General features: G+C 64.4%; 12 protein-coding genes. 7 read left to right on the top strand and 5 right to left on the bottom strand.

Features of this window, described 5'->3' with window-relative positions; genetic code table 11:
• Positions 1-388: 388 nt before the first annotated feature.
• The 5 genes from BUA41_RS09940 to BUA41_RS09920 form a co-directional block, all read right to left on the bottom strand.
• Entirely contained in the window at positions 389-688 is a 300-nt protein-coding gene (locus tag BUA41_RS09940) for a hypothetical protein (protein ID WP_072822300.1), read from the bottom strand.
• Positions 689-787: 99 nt separating this feature from the next.
• The gene (locus BUA41_RS09935; protein WP_072822298.1) at positions 788-2,713 is read right to left on the bottom strand and encodes a bifunctional diguanylate cyclase/phosphodiesterase; all 1,926 of its coding nucleotides are present in this window, start codon (positions 2,711-2,713) and stop codon (positions 788-790) included.
• Between the two features lie 207 nt (positions 2,714-2,920).
• Positions 2,921-4,081, bottom strand: a complete 1,161-nt coding sequence (locus tag BUA41_RS09930; RefSeq protein WP_072822296.1) for a cation diffusion facilitator family transporter — start codon at positions 4,079-4,081, stop codon at positions 2,921-2,923.
• Positions 4,074-5,237, bottom strand: coding sequence for a 1-acyl-sn-glycerol-3-phosphate acyltransferase (locus BUA41_RS09925; protein ID WP_072822294.1), 1,164 nt, complete (start codon positions 5,235-5,237; stop codon positions 4,074-4,076). The genes BUA41_RS09930 and BUA41_RS09925 overlap by 8 nt, the downstream gene beginning before the upstream one ends.
• Positions 5,234-6,163 (bottom strand): recombination-associated protein RdgC, encoded by a 930-nt coding sequence (locus BUA41_RS09920; protein WP_072822292.1) that lies wholly within the window; start codon positions 6,161-6,163, stop codon positions 5,234-5,236. Before BUA41_RS09920 ends, BUA41_RS09925 begins: the two co-directional genes overlap by 4 nt.
• Positions 6,164-6,300: 137 nt before the next feature.
• Here BUA41_RS09920 and BUA41_RS09915 point away from each other — a divergent pair, with 137 nt between their 5' ends.
• From BUA41_RS09915 to rpsA, 7 genes are all read left to right on the top strand, one after another.
• A complete protein-coding gene (locus tag BUA41_RS09915; RefSeq protein ID WP_072822290.1) occupies positions 6,301-6,726 on the top strand; it encodes an acyl-CoA thioesterase in 426 nt (141 codons plus the stop codon).
• A gap of 176 nt (positions 6,727-6,902) precedes the next feature.
• Positions 6,903-9,605, top strand: a complete 2,703-nt coding sequence (gene gyrA / locus BUA41_RS09910) for a DNA gyrase subunit A (RefSeq protein ID WP_072822288.1) — start codon at positions 6,903-6,905, stop codon at positions 9,603-9,605.
• A gap of 29 nt (positions 9,606-9,634) precedes the next feature.
• A complete protein-coding gene (gene serC / locus BUA41_RS09905) occupies positions 9,635-10,729 on the top strand; it encodes a 3-phosphoserine/phosphohydroxythreonine transaminase (protein WP_072822285.1) in 1,095 nt (364 codons plus the stop codon).
• A gap of 12 nt (positions 10,730-10,741) precedes the next feature.
• Complete coding sequence (pheA, locus tag BUA41_RS09900; RefSeq protein WP_072822283.1) at positions 10,742-11,833, top strand: prephenate dehydratase; 1,092 nt, start codon at positions 10,742-10,744, stop codon at positions 11,831-11,833.
• Positions 11,834-11,843: 10 nt separating this feature from the next.
• Positions 11,844-14,099, top strand: a complete 2,256-nt coding sequence (locus BUA41_RS09895; protein WP_139249100.1) for a bifunctional prephenate dehydrogenase/3-phosphoshikimate 1-carboxyvinyltransferase — start codon at positions 11,844-11,846, stop codon at positions 14,097-14,099.
• Complete coding sequence (gene cmk, locus BUA41_RS09890; RefSeq protein WP_072822279.1) at positions 14,099-14,794, top strand: (d)CMP kinase; 696 nt, start codon at positions 14,099-14,101, stop codon at positions 14,792-14,794. The genes BUA41_RS09895 and cmk overlap by 1 nt, the downstream gene beginning before the upstream one ends.
• Positions 14,795-14,981: 187 nt before the next feature.
• Positions 14,982-16,658 carry a 30S ribosomal protein S1 gene (gene rpsA / locus BUA41_RS09885; RefSeq protein WP_072822320.1) on the top strand — a complete coding sequence of 559 codons (1,677 nt, stop codon included), beginning with the start codon at positions 14,982-14,984 and terminating at the stop codon, positions 16,656-16,658.
• Positions 16,659-16,747: the final 89 nt, after the last annotated feature.

The raw sequence follows: 16,747 nt of genomic DNA, 5'->3' as shown, positions 1-16,747 counted from the left end.
GTTCGGATGACGGTTGGGGAAAGCCTTGGTCTTGACCTTGCCCTTGTCCAGGTCGCGGACCCACAGGCAGTCGAGTTTCTGCTTGCTGACGTCAATGCCGATATGTGCCATCTCGTTGTCTTGCCTTGTTTCGTACAGCCTCTCTCGTCGATGCGAGGGGCGTTGGATACCGTTCAAACTATTGAGATCAAGGTGCCTGGAGGGGCCTATCTACGGATCAGGGTCTGTGCCCATCAGGAGCTCGACGGGTTACCCTCCAGACCAGTGAGGCGGTGGTAGCTAATCACCCCCTCTCGAGAGACACAAGGAGCTCGCTTCAGCGAGCGATGGGGTAACGACCATCGCCCGGTAAGACGTGCTCATACGAAAACCTATCCTTCGGGCGGCACTAGTAGAGCGCCTGCTCCTCGGCCACTACCTCCTTCAATACTTCCAGATAGAGCTTGTCTGCCTCGGAGTGTTCGCTCGGGTCTTCCGGTATGTGCACGCTGGTGGTATCGGAAATCTCGTTGGCGATCTTCGCCAGCATCTCCTGCTCGTTGGCATAGCCATTCTCGGCGCGTTCCCGATACGCCTGACGCGCGATTTCCAGGGATTGCTCGAGAATCTTCGGGTCCTGCAGCAGCTTCTTGATGAAGTGCCGAAGCTCGTTGATGACGCGAATCTTCTGCATTTCGGAACCGGCCATGATATGGGGTCTCCCAGATGAATGATCTGCAAGGAAGATAGCATGGGCCGGCTCCCCTCGTCAGGCATCGAGCGGGTGTCGACGCACCACGGCGCCTGGCTATTCCTTGACCAGCCCCAGGTGGAGTCGAATGCCGGGACCGGTCACCCCGTCGAGTCCCAGGTCGAGCAGGCAGCGACGCTCCGCATGACTGGTCACACTCTCGCCGATGACCTTGATGCCGAGGGAGTGACACAGGGTGACGATGCCACCCAGCAAGGGATGCGTGCGCTTTCGGGAGTGGATGTCCCGAACCAGGGAGGCATCGATCTTCATGTAGCTCAGGCCCAGGTCGTGGAGGTCGGGAAGCCTCGCGAACTCCGGGCCCGCATGGGCGAGGCCAATCTTGCAGCCCAGGGGGCGAAGCTCCAGGGAGAGGTTGCGGAAGATCTCCTTGTTTCTGACCGCGGTGGATTCGGGCACCTCGATCCACAGCCGACGGGCGGCCTCCGGATGCAGCGCCACGCACTGACGCAGTTGCGTGGCAAACCGGGCGTCGCCAAGTGCGTCTTTCGATAGACGAATGCTCAATGGCCTGCCCTGTTCGTCGATCGCGGCGAGTGCCGTCTTCACCGCCGCCAGATCGAACTCGCTGCTCAGGCCGGTACGGGAAAGCCAGGGCAGGAAGGTGCCCTCGGACTCCCACTCGTCCTCCAGCTTGAGTTGTGCGCAAGCTTCGTAGTGGATCAGCCTGCCGCGATCGTCGAGTACCGGATGACGGGCCAGGCGAATGCCCTCGGCCTTCATGGCCTGATCGAGGGCATGGCGCCACTGCTTGTGGGTCCGATAGATCTGATGGCGGAGGTCGACGGCAACCGCCTCGACGGTGCTGCCGCCTCGTTCCTCGGCCTTGGCCAGGGCGCCATCCAGGGCGCTGAACAGTTCTCGGCGACGATCGCCCTGGTGATAGGGCGCCACGGCCATGGGCGAGGCGACCCGCAGGGAGGCACCGTCGAACTGGGCGTTCAGCTGGGCCTCGATGTGCGCCTGAAGGTGGGCAGTGGCCTCGTTGCCGGGAAGCAGCAAGGCGAAATCGCTGCCGTTGAGTCGGCCTACCTGGGCACCATCGTAGTGCGAGGCCAGGTCGACGAGCATGTCGGCGAAGCTCGATAGCAACTGGTTGGTGGCGGTATAACCCAGGCGTTCGTTGAGTTCGTTGAGGCCGGCAAGGCGTGCCATGGCGATGTGGCCCGCGGTGCCGTGGTCGTCACCGTTCAATGCAGTGTCGACCTGATGGAGAAAGATGCCGCGTTTGGTGACGCCGGTGATATCGTCCTGCTGCAACTGGCGCTGCAATCGATCGAGTTTCCGGGACTCCTCGGCGAACAGGGCGCGCATGGCGCCGGAAAGCCGGTTCATGGCGAGCACGACCTGGCGCAGTTCCCGGGGGCGTGGCAGTTCCTCGCAGACGCTGAAGCGGCGTTGGCCGATGTCGCTGGCCTGAGCGATCACGGACCGCAAGGGGCGTCGTATCGTGCCCATGATCCACCAGACCAGGCTGGCGCCGATCACGCTCGCGATGGTGAACCAGATCAGCAGGTCGATGGTGCCTTGCCACAATAGGCGGTAGGCATGGCCCTGGTGGCTCTCGACGACGACGGTGGCGTACTGCTTCTGATCCTGGAGGATGACCGCCTCACCGGGGGGAATGGAAAGTTCCACCAGCCGGACGAACCATGCCGGGATGCCGGATGTCGCCGTCTCGCTCGCGCGACGCATCAAAGGCTCCCCTTCGGGAGCAACGAGCTCGATGCGCCGGTAATGGCCGGTATCGAACTGCGCGGCTAGCACGCCCTCGATGACCCAGGGATCCTTGTCGATCAGGCTCAGGGAGAGTGCCAGGGCGTTGGCGTTGTCGATGTTCTTGGTGCGCAGTTCCTCTTCGAAGTAATGCGTGCCGGTCACCAGGGAGATGGTCAGGCTTCCCGCGAAAGACAGGGCAAGGACCACCAGGAGAGTCAGCCAGAGCTGTTTGATCAATGACATCCGCGGTCTCCTGGGTCATGGCCGGAGAGGGGCGATAACGATGCTTGAGAGGCGCATGGAAGGAGGGGGCATACTCAGGCATGGATCGAAAATGACGTCGATCATACCTGACGACGAAATCGGCCGAACGCTCCAATTGGCGCCTTTTTCCAGGCTATTTCGTTGACTGCTCGGAGGGAACGAGGGTGCGGCAGGAGCAGCTGCGCTTCACGCCTTTCCCGGCCCTTGCCAGATGCGCAGCCAGCCCAGCCATTCGAGGCCTTCCCCGGCCTGGCGCAGTTCCCGGGCCTGGGTATCGAGGTCATGGCGTTCCCCGAGGGGGATGTACAGCGAGACATCGACCCGGTTGTCCAGATAGTGAAGGTCCAGCGCGATGCGCCGTTGCCAGACGGGCATGTCGCCCCAGGCCCGCTCCAGCGCGGCCTCGATGTCGGCGCGCAGCGGCAGGCCGCTCAGCTTGACCGGCGGGGGTGCGTTGGAGTCATCCTGGGGATCGATATGAAAGGTCACATCGGCCAGGCGTGGATATTCCCGGCAGAGTTCGCGACTGACCTGATTGCCGATCTCGTGGGCCTCGGACACGGTGACCCGGGGCGCCACCACCAGATGCAGATCGAGCAGCACCTGGCCGCCCAGGGTGCGGGTACGCAGCTTGTGCACGCTGCGCACGCCGGGCACCCGCTGGGCCAGGGAGCGCATGCCGCGCTGCTCGTCCTCGGGCAGGGCCGTGTCGATCAGCTCGCGACTGGCGTCCCAGAGCAGCGAGGTGCCGATATGCCCCACCAGCAGGCCGACGGCGATGGCCGCCACGGCATCCAGCCACTCGATCCCGAACTGTGCACCGACCAGGCCGACCAGTACCACCACCGTCGACAGGGCATCGCTGCGGGAATGCCAGGCGTTGGCCTCGAGCAATCGCGAGCCGATGCGTCTGGCCACCCTGAGGGTATAGCGAAAGATCCATTCCTTGCCCGCCAGTGCGACCACGGCCAGGGCGATGGCCCAGGGGCCGGGTGGCGCGATGGCGACCCCTTCGATAAGACGGCTCAGGCTGGCCCAGGCGATGCCGCCGGCGACGAAGATCAGGATGCTGCCCAAAAGCAGCGTGCCGAGGGTCTCGATGCGGCCGTGACCGTAGGGATGATCGTGATCCGGCGCCTGTCGGCCGAAGTGGGTGGCGGCGAGGACGAAGGCATCCGTGGCCACGTCCGAGAAGGAGTGGATGCCGTCGGCGACCAGGGCGGCGGAGCCCACGGCATAGCCGACGATCATCTTGGCCACGCCCAGGATGCTGTCCAGGACGGCACCGACCAGCGTCACCTTGTGGGCGGCGCGGGTATCGGTCGTCGAGGTGTCTTGCCTAGGCATCTGCCAGTCGCCCGGCACGGTTGAGGACCGGGTTGGCATACTGGGCCAGCCACCAGTCGCGCAGCTGCTCGGGAACCTCGTTCAACCGCGCCTCGAAACGCTCCCGGTCGGCCATCGTGACCTCGCTCAGATCGACCAGGTCGGGCGCGCGTTCGCTCGCTTCGAGGGCCAGTTCATGACTGGAGAACAGGTGGTAGCCGTCGAGCACCTGGCGGGTGATCTCGTCGGCGACCTCGTCGGGGCTCTCGAAGTCCGCGGTCAATACCTCGCCGAAGCTGAGCTTGATGCGCCCCTTGGCGCCGGTGATGCCGGCGACGATGGAGCGAATGTCCTCGAACTCGACCTTCTCGTAACGCCCCTCGGTGTGCAGCGCGTGAAGCTCGCGTGCCTTCTGGAGATCGCAGGGGTCATATTCGTAGCTGATCGATACGGGCACCATGCGCAGTTCCCGGATGGCATCACCGAAGCTGGCTGCCTTGTGCTGCTGGCGGTGCGCCATGGTCAGCATCTTGACGATCGCCGGGTCGGCGCGGTCGATGCCGTCCTTGGCGCGACCCTCGCGCTGGGCCAGCCAGACCGAGTGATTGTCGACGGTGATCGAATGGCGGATATAGCTCGAGAGCGCCTGGTAGGCGGCGAGCATGGCCCGCTTGCCCCGGGCGGAGCGAGGCACGATGAAGCTCTTGTTGAGCCGCATCAGGTCGGTGACGTAGGGCTTCTGGAGCAGGTTGTCGCCGATGGCGATGCGCACCGTGTTGCGCCCGGCCTGGTAGAGGGCGTAATTGACGAAGGCGGGATCGAGAGCGATGTCGCGGTGATTGCCGATGAACAGGTAGGCGGTATCGGGGTCGAGCTTGTCGAGCCCCGTCACCTCGAAAGCGTCGGTAGTGGAGGCGAGCATGCGCCGCATGTAGTAGGCGATGCGATCCTGGAACCTGGCGACACTGTCGACGCCGCGCATCTGCCGCGCGATGGCGATGCCGGCCAGCCTTCGCGCCAGCCAGGGCGCATGTTTCGCCAGCCGGGGGAGACGGTAGCGCGTGATGGCATCGAGGAACTCGTCATCGTGGGCGAGGCGAGCGAGTACCGCGGCGACCTCGTCGTCGTGGTAGGGGCGGATGTTCTCGAAGAGATCCTGAGTCGGTTGTTCTGTCATGGTGTCGATGCGGTGGCGGTGGCTTCGCCACCCAGCCAGTCGATGAGTTGTTCGATGGAGTCGGCCAGCACGTTGCTCATCAGCGCGAAATCGGTCTCCAGGCGCACTACCGGGTCGCCGGCGTCGTCGGTCTGGCTGGCCTCGTCGAGAAGCGTATCAGCGAAGCGCAACGACTTTAACGCCAGATCGTCGGCGAGTACCATGGACAGCGATTCATCGATGGTGAACGCCAGGCGTGTCGCCTGGCGACCCGCCTCCAGGGCAGTCTGGATCTCTTCGCCATCGAGGTCCATCTGGCGCCCGCGCAGCACGCTGTCGTCGCCGCTCGATGCCTTGAGCTCGACCTGGTCGCCCAGTGCGAGACCGCCGGGTCGCCGGGTCGCGTCGCCGAGCCATTCCGTCATGGCGCGAGTCGGGGGGGTGCGAGTGGCCAGTGGCGTCACCTTGAGGCTGCCGAGGGTCTGGCGCAACAGGTCGAGGACATCCTCGGCCCGCTTGCGGCTCGAGGCGTTGATGCCGATCAGGTCGCGCCGGGTGTCCCACCACAGGTCGAGGCGTTGCGTGCGCACGAAGGCACGAGGCAGGAACTCCTCGTAGACCTGCTCCTTGAGCGCCTGCTTTTCCTGACGGCGCAGCGGGCGTCCTTCCGCGGTTTCGCGGTCGGCGGCCCGGGCCTCGACTTCCTCCTTGACCACCGAGGCCGGCAGCAGGCGCTCCTGGCGCAGGGCAGACAGCAGGCGATGGCCCTGGATCTCGTGCAGGTACCGTTCGCTGTCGCGTCCGGCGGGCGTGCTCCAGCCCAGGCGGCGGGCTTCGACGCCTCCCAGGGGGCGAAAGGCCTGCTCGTTCAGTGCTTCGCTCAGGTCGCCGCCGTTCAGCGCCGGTGCGTCGTGCACGCGATAAAGGTGTAAGTGCTTGAACCACATGGTGTCGCCCCGGATTAAAAGGAGGCATATTATGTCGAATAGCCCCCGGGGGTGCCAGTCTCGTAAGAGTACCGAATGAGTCGATCAAGCGCCCCGTATTCGTTCAACGTCAACCGACAACTACAGGAAGTGGCAGCGTGGACCACCGAATCGCCCGTTCCACCGTGCGTGTGCGCGGTTTCCATCTGGATGGCTATGCGCATGTCAACAATGCGCGTTATCTCGAGTTTCTCGAAGAAGGGCGTTGGGCATATTTCGAGCAGCAGTTCGATCTGGCAGCGCTCTTCAACGAGGGGTTGGCGGTGGTCACCGTCAACCTGAACATCAACTACCGCCGTGCGGCGGTCATTCACGACGATCTGGAAATCCTCAGCTCGCTGTCGAAGATCAGCGGTCGTCATGCGGTGATGCACCAGGTCATCAACCGTGTCTCCGACGGCAAGCGCATTGCCGACGCCGACTTCACCTTCGTGGTGCTCGACACGCGCACCGGGCGTTCCCTGCGCATCGACGAAAAACTGCGCAGCGTGCTCGAGCCCCTGGTGCTGGAAGTCGAGGAGTGACGTCGCCGGCGGGAGGTTCCCGCGCTGCCTAAACGGGCCGCGTGATGGTACAATCTCCCGATTGTGATAGCCCGGTCCGAGGGCTGATCCCTATTTCCCGCGAGGGCGGGCGCGGTTCCACGGTTGCTGCCTCGTGCCAGCGCTTATCAGTTGTAGTGCAAAGGATTTAACGACCCATGGGTGACATCGCCAGAGAAATTCTGCCCGTCAACATCGAGGACGAGCTGAAGCAGTCGTACCTCGATTACGCGATGAGCGTCATCATCGGCCGCGCGCTGCCGGATGTGCGCGACGGCCTGAAGCCGGTGCACCGGCGCGTGCTGTTCGCCATGCATGAGCTGGGCAACGACTGGAACAAGCCTTACAAGAAGTCCGCTCGCGTGGTCGGCGATGTCATCGGTAAGTATCACCCGCACGGCGACAGCGCGGTCTACGACACCATCGTGCGCATGGCCCAGGATTTCTCGATGCGCTACGTGCTCGTCGACGGCCAGGGCAACTTCGGTTCCATCGACGGCGACAGTGCCGCCGCCATGCGTTACACCGAGGTGCGCATGGCCAGGCTCTCCCATGAGCTGCTGGCCGATCTCGAGAAGGACACCGTCGACTGGGTCGACAACTACGACGGCACCGAGCGCATTCCCGACGTGCTGCCCACCAAGCTGCCCAATCTGCTGGTCAATGGCGCCTCGGGCATCGCCGTGGGCATGGCGACCAATATACCGCCGCACAACATGGTCGAGGTCATCGACGGCTGCCTGGCGTTGATCGACGACTATACCCTGACCATCGACGACCTGATGGAGTACATCCCCGGCCCCGATTTCCCCACCTCCGGCATCATCAACGGCAAGGCCGGCATCCTCGAGGCCTACCGCACCGGGCGCGGACGCATCTACGTGCGGGCACGGCACAGCATCGAGCACCACGAGAAGAGCGGGCGCGACCATATCGTGATCACCGAGTTGCCCTATCAGGTCAACAAGGCGCGCCTGATCGAGAAGATCGCCGAGCTGGTCAAGGAAAAGCGCATCGAGGGCATCGCCGAGTTGCGCGACGAGTCCGACAAGGACGGCCTGCGGGTGGTGATCGAGGTCAAGCGTGGCGAGTCCGGCGAGGTGGTGGTCAACAACCTGTTCGCCCAGACCCAGTTGCAGACCGTGTTCGGCATCAACATGGTGGCGCTGGACAATGGCCAGCCCAAGATTCTGAACCTGAAGGAAATTCTCGAAGCCTTCGTGCGCCACCGTCGCGAGGTGGTGACCCGGCGCACCCTCTTCGAGCTGAAGAAGGCCCGGGAGCGCGGCCATATCCTCGAAGGCCTGGCAGTGGCCATTTCCAGCATCGACGAGGTGATCGAGTTGATCAAGGCCTCGCCGAGTGCCGCCGAGGCCAAGGAACGCCTGCTCGCGCGCTCCTGGCAGCCCGGTCAGGTCACCGGCATGCTCGACCGCGCCGGTGCCACCTCCTGCAAGCCGGAGGACCTCGAGGAAGGGTACGGGCTCTCCGACAATCGCGGCGAATACCGGCTGTCGCCGGCCCAGGCCCAGGCGATTCTCGAGCTGCGCCTGCATCGCCTGACCGGCCTCGAGACCGAAAAGCTGCTCAACGAATACCTCGGCATTCTCGAGAAGATCGCCGAACTGACCGAGATCCTGGCATCGGCGGATCGTCTGCTCGAGGTGATCCGCGGCGAACTCATCGCCCTGCGCGATCAGTTCGGCGATGCGCGCAAGACCGAGATCCAGGTCAGTCGCCTCGATCTGACCATCGAGGACCTGATCGCCGAGGAGGACATGGTGGTCACCATCTCGCGCTCGGGCTATGCCAAGACCCAGCCGATCAGCGACTACCAGGCCCAGCGCCGGGGTGGGCGCGGCAAGTCGGCGACCAGCATGAAGAACGAGGACGTCATCGAGCATCTGCTGGTGGCCTCGACCCACGACACGGTGCTGCTGTTCTCCAACAAGGGCAAGGTCTACTGGCTCAAGGTCTACGAGATTCCCGCCGCCAGCCGTGGCTCTCGGGGCAAGCCGTTGGTCAACCTGCTGCCGCTGGACGAGGACGAGTCGATCAATGCCATGCTGCCGGTGCGGGAATATCGCGAGGACAGCTTCATCTTCTTCGCCACCGCCAAGGGCACCGTCAAGCGCACCAGCCTCGACCAGTTCTCCCGGCCGCGCAGTGTCGGGCTGATCGCCATCGACCTGGACGAGGACGATCGCCTGGTGGGCGCGGCCATCACCTCGGGTCACGATCACGCCATGCTGCTCTCATCCAATGGCAAGGCGATTCGCTTCGAGGAGACCAACGTGCGCGCCATGGGGCGTACCGCCCGGGGCGTGCGCGGGATGCGTCTCGCCGAGGGCGCCGAGGTGATCAGCCTGATCATTCCGCGCTCGACCCAGATCGACAGCGAGGCGGACGTCGAGCTCGTTGACGAGCAGGCATCGGGAGAGGTGCCGGTCGCGAATGGCGATGGCCAGATCTATATCCTGACCGCCTCCGAGAATGGCTACGGCAAGCGCACGCGGCTCGAGGAGTTTCCGCTGCGTGGCCGGGGCGGCCAGGGCGTGATCGCCATGCAGACCAGTGCCCGCAATGGTGCGATGGTCGCGGCCATGCAGGTGGCGACCAGCGACGAGATGATGCTGATCACCGATCGCGGCACCCTCGTGCGCACCCGGGTCGAGGAGGTGTCCATCACCTCGCGTAACACCCAGGGCGTCATGCTGATTCGTCTCGGGGAGGCCGAGTCCCTGGTCAAGACGGTGCGCATCGACGAGCCCGTATCCGAGAATGAGTCGGAGAACGAACCGCAGGAGGCACTGGGGGCGGACGAGAGCGGCAGCGTAGACGAGACCCCGAACGAGGAATAAGGCTTGAGCTGAGACGGAACACCACGCCGATGACACGACACCACAATTTCTGCGCCGGTCCCGCCGCGCTGCCCACCCCGGTGCTGGAACGAGCCCGGAGCGAACTGCTCGACTACCAGGGGCGGGGGCTCTCGGTGATGGAGATGAGCCATCGCAGTCCCGAGTTCATGGCCATCGCCGAAACCGCCGAGGCAGACCTGCGTGCCTTGCTGCAAGTGCCGGACGACTACCGGGTGCTGTTCCTGCAGGGCGGGGCCTCGACCCAGTTCGCCATGTTGCCCTTCAACCTGCTGGGCCGGGGCGGTACGCCCAATTACCTGTACACCGGCATCTGGGGCAAGAAGGCCATTGCCGAGGCCCGGCATCTGGCCGGGGCCCACGTCGCCGCCTCGAGCGAGGAGAATGGCCTGACGGCAGTTCCCCGGCCCGAGGATATACGCCTCTCCGACGATGCCGCCTACCTGCACTACACCGACAACGAGACCATCGGTGGCCTGGCCTTCGACTACATCCCCGAAACCCCGTCGAAAGAGAGCGTGCCGCTGTGCTGCGACATGTCCTCGTCGATCCTCTCGGGGTCCCTGGATGTCTCCCGGTTCGGGGTGATCTACGCCGGGGCCCAGAAGAACATCGGGCCGGCGGGGCTGGCGCTGGTGATCGTGCGTGACGACCTGCTGGATCGGGCAAGACCCGAGACGCCGACCATGTTCAACTATCGGGTCATGGCCGAGAACGGCTCGATGTACAACACCCCGCCCACCTATGCCTGGTACCTGGCAGGGCTGGTGTTCGACTGGCTGAGGAACGATGTGGGCGGCCTCGAGGCGATGCACGCCATCAACGCGCGCAAGGCCGCCAGGCTGTATGCCGCCATCGATGGCAGCGACTTCTACGCCAATCCCATCGCGCCGATCAACCGTTCGCGCATGAACGTGCCCTTCGTGCTGGCCGACGAGAGGCTCAACGCGGTCTTCCTCGAGGAGGCCGAAATGGCGGGCCTGCTCAACCTCAAGGGGCACCGCAGCGTCGGCGGCATGCGCGCCAGCCTCTACAATGCGGTGAGCGAGGCGGCGGTCGAGGCGCTGGTGGGGTTCATGGATGATTTTGAACGGCGCCATGGTTAGAGAGGAAAACACATGAATGAATCCCCGGTCGACCTCGACGAGCTGCGCCAGCGTATCGACCAGATCGACACCGATATCCTGCGCCTGATCAGCGAGCGGGCAAGTTGCGCTCAGCAGGTGGCGCAGGTGAAGAGCGCCTCGGACCCGGGCGCGACGTTCTATCGTCCGGAGCGGGAGGCCCAGGTCCTGCGGCGCATCATGGCGCTCAACAAGGGGCCGCTGGATGCCGAGGAGATGGCCCGGCTGTTCCGCGAGATCATGTCCGCGTGCCTCGCCCTGGAGCAGCCGGTCAAGGTCGCTTACCTCGGGCCCGAGGGTACCTTCACCCAGCAGGCTACCCTCAAGCATTTCGGCGACAGCGCCAGAAGCCTGCCTATGGCGGCGATCGACGAGGTGTTCCGTGAGGTCGAGGCGGGGGCCGTCAGCTATGGGGTGGTGCCGGTGGAAAACTCCACCGAGGGAGTGATCAATCACACCCTGGACTCCTTCATGGATTCCTCGATCCGCATCTGTGGCGAGGTGGTGCTGCGCATCCACCATCATCTGCTGGTGTCCAGCACCACCCGCCAGGACAAGATCTCGCGCATCTACTCCCATCCCCAGTCCTTCGCCCAGTGCCGCAAATGGCTCGACGCGCACTATCCCCACGCCGAACGCGTGCCGGTGTCGTCCAATGCCGAGGCCGCACGCCTGATCAAGACCGAATGGCACAGCGCGGCCATCGCCGGGGACATGGCGGCCAAGCTCTATGGTCTCGAGAGGATCGCCGAGAAGGTGGAGGACCGCCCGGACAATTCGACGCGCTTCTTGATCATCGGCAACCAGGACGTGCCTCTCTCCGGCGACGACAAGACCTCGCTGGTGGTGGCCATGCGCAACCAGCCAGGCGCCTTGCACGACCTGCTCGAGCCGTTCCATCGCCACCAGATCGACCTGACCCGCCTCGAGACGCGGCCGTCGCGCTCCGGTGTGTGGAACTACGTGTTCTTCATCGACTTCAAGGGGCATCGCGACCAGCCCGAGGTCGCCGCGGTACTCGAGGAAGTGCGCCTGCGGGCGGCGGAAGTGAAGGTGCTGGGATCCTATCCCCAGGGTGTGCTCTAGGATGGCGTCGATGCAACCCGACCCGCAGGATACCAGTGGTCTTGCCGAGCCCCGGGTGCTGATCGTCGGGCTCGGCATGATCGGCGGTTCCCTGGCCCGAGCACTCAGGGCGGCAGGCTTCGAGGGCGAGATCGTTGCATGCGACCGGGACGCCATCGAGATCGCCCGGGGGCTCGAGATGGGCGTGATCGACGACGGGGGCACGAGCCTTGCCGCCCTCGTGCCGCGCAGTTCGCTGATCGTGCTGGCCGTGCCGGTGCTGGCCATGGAAGGCGTGCTTCACGCGCTGGCGCCCTTGCTCGATGACCAGGTGGTGACCGACGTGGGCAGCACCAAACAGGCCATTCGTGACGCGGCCCGGCGCGTGTTCGGCGGGCTGCCCCCGACCATGGTGCTGGGGCACCCGATCGCCGGTTCCGAGAAGAGCGGCGTGGCCGCCTCCGATGCTTCCCTCTATCGCCGGCACAAGGTGATCCTGACGCCCGAGGCCGATACCGATCCGGTTGCCCTGATGCGTGTGCGCGCCATGTGGATCGCCTGCGGCGCCGAGGTGCTGGAGATGACGATCGAGCGTCACGACGAGGTGCTGGCGCGCACCAGCCACCTGCCGCATCTGCTGGCGTTCTCGCTGGTCGACACCCTGGCGCGCCAGGACGAGCGACTGGAGATATTCCGTTACGCCGCCGGCGGCTTTCGGGATTTCACCCGCATCGCCGGCAGCGATCCGGTGATGTGGCGCGATATCTTCACCGCCAACCGCACTGCACTACTGAATGCGCTGGACGACTTCGAGAACGGTATCGCCGGCCTGAGAGCGGCGATCGCGGCAGACGACCAGGATGCCCTGCTGGCAACCCTTGATCGGGCCAGCCATGCCCGACACTATTTCGACACGCTATTGAACAAGACGAGATACCAGACGATGGAACCACGTAACGTCCGCTATCGGGTGAGCCCGGGCGGCAGCGTCAGCGGCTCGATCCGCGTCCCCGGAGACAAGTCGATCTCCCACCGCGCGATCATGCTCGGTGCCCTGGCCGAAGGGGTCACCCAGGTGCAAGGCTTTCTCGAAGGCGAGGACAGCCTGGCGACGCTCCAGGCCTTTCGCGAGATGGGCGTTGCCATCGAAGGGCCGCACCAGGGGCGCGTCACCATTCATGGCGTCGGCATGCATGGCCTCCAGAAGCCCGCCGGGCCGCTCTACGTGGGCAACGCCGGCACGGCCATGCGCCTCTTCGCCGGATTGCTGGCCGGGCAAGCCTTCGACACCGAGCTGACCGGCGACGCCTCGCTGACCCGGCGTCCGATGGGGCGGGTCGCCGATCCGCTGCGTCTGATGGGCGCGGTGATCGAGACCGCCGACGGCCAGCGTCCTCCCCTGAGGATCAAGGGAGGGCAGCAACTCGAGGGCATTGCCTATGACATGCCCATGGCCAGCGCCCAGGTCAAGTCCTGTCTGCTGCTGGCCGGCCTGTATGCCGAGGGCGAGACCCGGGTGCGCGAGCCGGCACCGACTCGTGATCATACCGAGCGCATGCTCAATGGCTTCGGCTATCCCGTGCATCGCCAGGACGATGTGGCCTGGCTCGAAGGTGGCGGTCGCCTGAGCGCCGGTCCCATCGACGTGCCCTCGGATATCTCGTCGGCCACCTTCTTCCTGGTGGCGGCGGCGATCACGCCGGGCTCGGACCTCATCCTCGAGCATGTCGGCGTCAACCCGACGCGGATCGGGGTGATCAATATTCTCAAGGCGATGGGGGCCGATCTCGAGCTGCTCGATGAGCATGAAGTGGGTGGCGAACCGGTGGCCAACATTCGCATCCGTTACGTCCCCCTCCAGGGAATCGACATTCCTGCGGAGCAGGTGCCCCTGGCCATCGATGAGTTCCCGGCACTGTTCATCGCCGCCGCCAATGCCGCCGGCACGACCCGCCTGCGAGGAGCCGAGGAGTTGCGGGTCAAGGAGTCCGATCGTCTCCAGGCCATGGCGGATGGCCTGCAAGCGCTCGGCGTCGAGGCCACGCTCTACGAGGATGGCATCGACATCGTCGGTCGTGGCGGTGGGCAAGACGAAGACGGCCCCAGCTATGGCGGCGGGCAGATCGACAGCCTGGGCGATCACCGCATTGCCATGGCGTTCACCATCGCCGGCCTGCGCGCCGGCGACGAGATCGTCATCGACGATTGCGCCAACGTCGCCACCTCCTTTCCCGGGTTCGTCGATCTGGCGCGCCGTGTCGGGCTCCAGCTGGACGAGGAGGGGTGATGGGTTCCCAGGATCAGGTACCGGTGCTCGCCATCGACGGCCCCGGTGGCGCCGGAAAAGGCACCGTGAGCCGTCTGATCGCGGCGCGACTGGGCTGGCACCTGCTCGATTCCGGTGCGCTCTATCGCCTGACTGCCCAGGCGGCGGTCAAGCACGACACGGCCCTCGACGACGAGCCGGGGCTGGCGAGGCTCGCCGAGACCCTGGACGTCGCCTTTCTCGCCGAGGACGGCGATGCCCGGGTGATCCTCGAGGGGGAGGACGTCAGCCTGGCGATTCGCACCGAGGAGGCCGGCGAGCGCGCCTCCCGGGTCGCGGCCCTGCCCGAGGTGCGCAGTGCCCTGCTGGCCCGGCAAAGGGACTTCCGGAAAGCACCGGGGCTGGTTGCCGACGGGCGCGATATGGGGACGGTGGTCTTCCCCCGGGCGACGCTGAAGATCTTCCTGACCGCCTCGGCCGAGGAGCGGGCGCGACGCCGGCTTCTGCAGTTGCAGGAGAGCGGCACGGATGCTAGTCTATCGAGTCTTTTAAAGGAGATACAGGCTCGGGATGCACGCGACATGCAGCGTGCGGTAGCGCCACTCAAGCCGGCAGTTGATGCCATCGAGTTGGATACCACCGAGTTGTCGATACCGGACGTGGTGGATCGCATCCAGAGGCTCTTGGCCGATCTAGGATTTGAACCGTCAGTTTGACGACCAGGTCGAACGACACCTCCGGGCCCCGGAACGATGTCATGATGCGAGTCGGCATTTCTTGTGGTAAGCCGGGTCGGGTCCAACCAGCGGCAACATCCCCGGGGAACTTGTAGATTAGGCCCGCGTTTGCTGGTGACGCGGAGAAGGCGACAACCGCCATTAACGTTGATCACGTAGGATGCTCATGAGCGAAAGCTTTGCTGAACTGTTTGAACAATCTCTCCAGGACATCAACATGGAACCCGGTGCCATCGTCATGGCGACCGTGGTGGACATCGAGAATGACTGGATTACCGTCAACGCCGGCCTGAAGTCCGAAGGGCAGATTCCCGCTGCCCAGTTCAAGGACGACAACGGCGAGCTGACCATCGGGGTCGGCGACGAGGTCAAGGTCGCGCTGGAAGCCGTCGAAGACGGATTCGGCGAGACACGCCTGTCCCGCGAAAAGGCCAAGCGCGCCGAAGCGTGGAAGGAACTGGAAGCGGCTTTCGAGAAGGACGAGATCGTCAAGGGCGTGATCAATGGCAAGGTGAAGGGCGGCTTCACCGTCGATGTCGCCTCCATCCGCGCCTTCCTGCCAGGCTCCCTCGTGGATGTACGCCCGGTGCGCGACACCACGCACCTGGAAAACAAGGAGCTGGACTTCAAGGTCATCAAGCTCGATCCCAAGCGCAACAACGTGGTGGTTTCCCGCCGTGCCGTGCTCGAAGCCGAGAACAGCGCCGAGCGTGAAGCGCTGCTGGCGACCCTGCAGGAAGGCCAGCAGATCAACGGCATCGTCAAGAACCTCACCGATTACGGCGCCTTCGTCGATCTGGGCGGTGTCGATGGCCTGCTGCACATCACCGACATGGCCTGGAAGCGCATCAAGCATCCGAGCGAGATCGTCGGCGTGGGCGACGAGATCAATGTCAAGGTGCTCAAGTTCGACCGCGAGCGCAATCGTGTCTCCCTGGGCCTGAAGCAGCTGGGCGAAGATCCCTGGGTCAACATCAAGGATCGCTACCCGGAAGGCATGAAGGTCAACGCCCGGGTCACCAACCTCACCGACTATGGCTGCTTCGCCGAGCTGGAAGAGGGTGTCGAGGGTCTGGTTCACGTCTCCGAAATGGACTGGACCAACAAGAACATCCACCCCTCCAAGGTCGTCCAGGTGGGTGACGAGGTCGAGGTCATGGTGCTGGACATCGACGAGGAGCGTCGTCGTATCTCCCTGGGCATCAAGCAGTGCACCACCAACCCTTGGGAAGACTTCAACGCGCGCTACAACAAGGGCGATCGCGTCTCCGGCACCATCAAGTCGATCACCGATTTCGGTATCTTCATCGGCCTGGAAGGCGGCATCGACGGTCTGGTTCACCTCTCCGACATCTCCTGGTCCGAGACCGGCGAGGAAGCGGTGCGACAGTTCAAGAAGGGCGACGAGGCGGAAGCCGTCATTCTCTCCATCGATCCCGAGCGCGAGCGCATCTCGCTGGGCATCAAGCAGCTCGAGAGTGACCCGGTCTCCGAATTCCTGGCAGTCAACGACAAGGGCTCCATCGTCACCGGCCGCGTCGTCGAGATCGATGCCAAGGAAGCGCATGTGGAGCTGGCCACCGACGTGATCGGCGTGCTCAAGGCTTCCGAGATCAGCGCCGACCGTGTCGAGGATGCGCGCAACGTGCTGAGCGAAGGCGACAGCGTCGAAGCCCGCATCATCGGCGTCGATCGTAAGAACCGGGCGATTACCCTGTCGATCAAGGCGAAGGACCAGGCCGATACCCGTCGCAACATGAGCAAGCTGCGGGAGCAGGAAGTCGAGAGCGGTGGCCCGACCACCATCGGCGACCTGATCAAGCAGCAGATGGGTCAGGACTGATCCTTTCGGTCCTCATGTTTCTACGCAGTACACTGGTGTAGAAATAGAGAAATAGAGAAATAGATAGGTATCGACGCGGCCTCCTACTT

This window comes from Modicisalibacter ilicicola DSM 19980 (assembly GCF_900128925.1).
GTDB lineage: Bacteria > Pseudomonadota > Gammaproteobacteria > Pseudomonadales > Halomonadaceae > Modicisalibacter > Modicisalibacter ilicicola.
The sequence above is the reverse complement of the archived record's forward strand: the minus strand, read 5'-3'. Positions and strand labels throughout refer to the sequence as shown.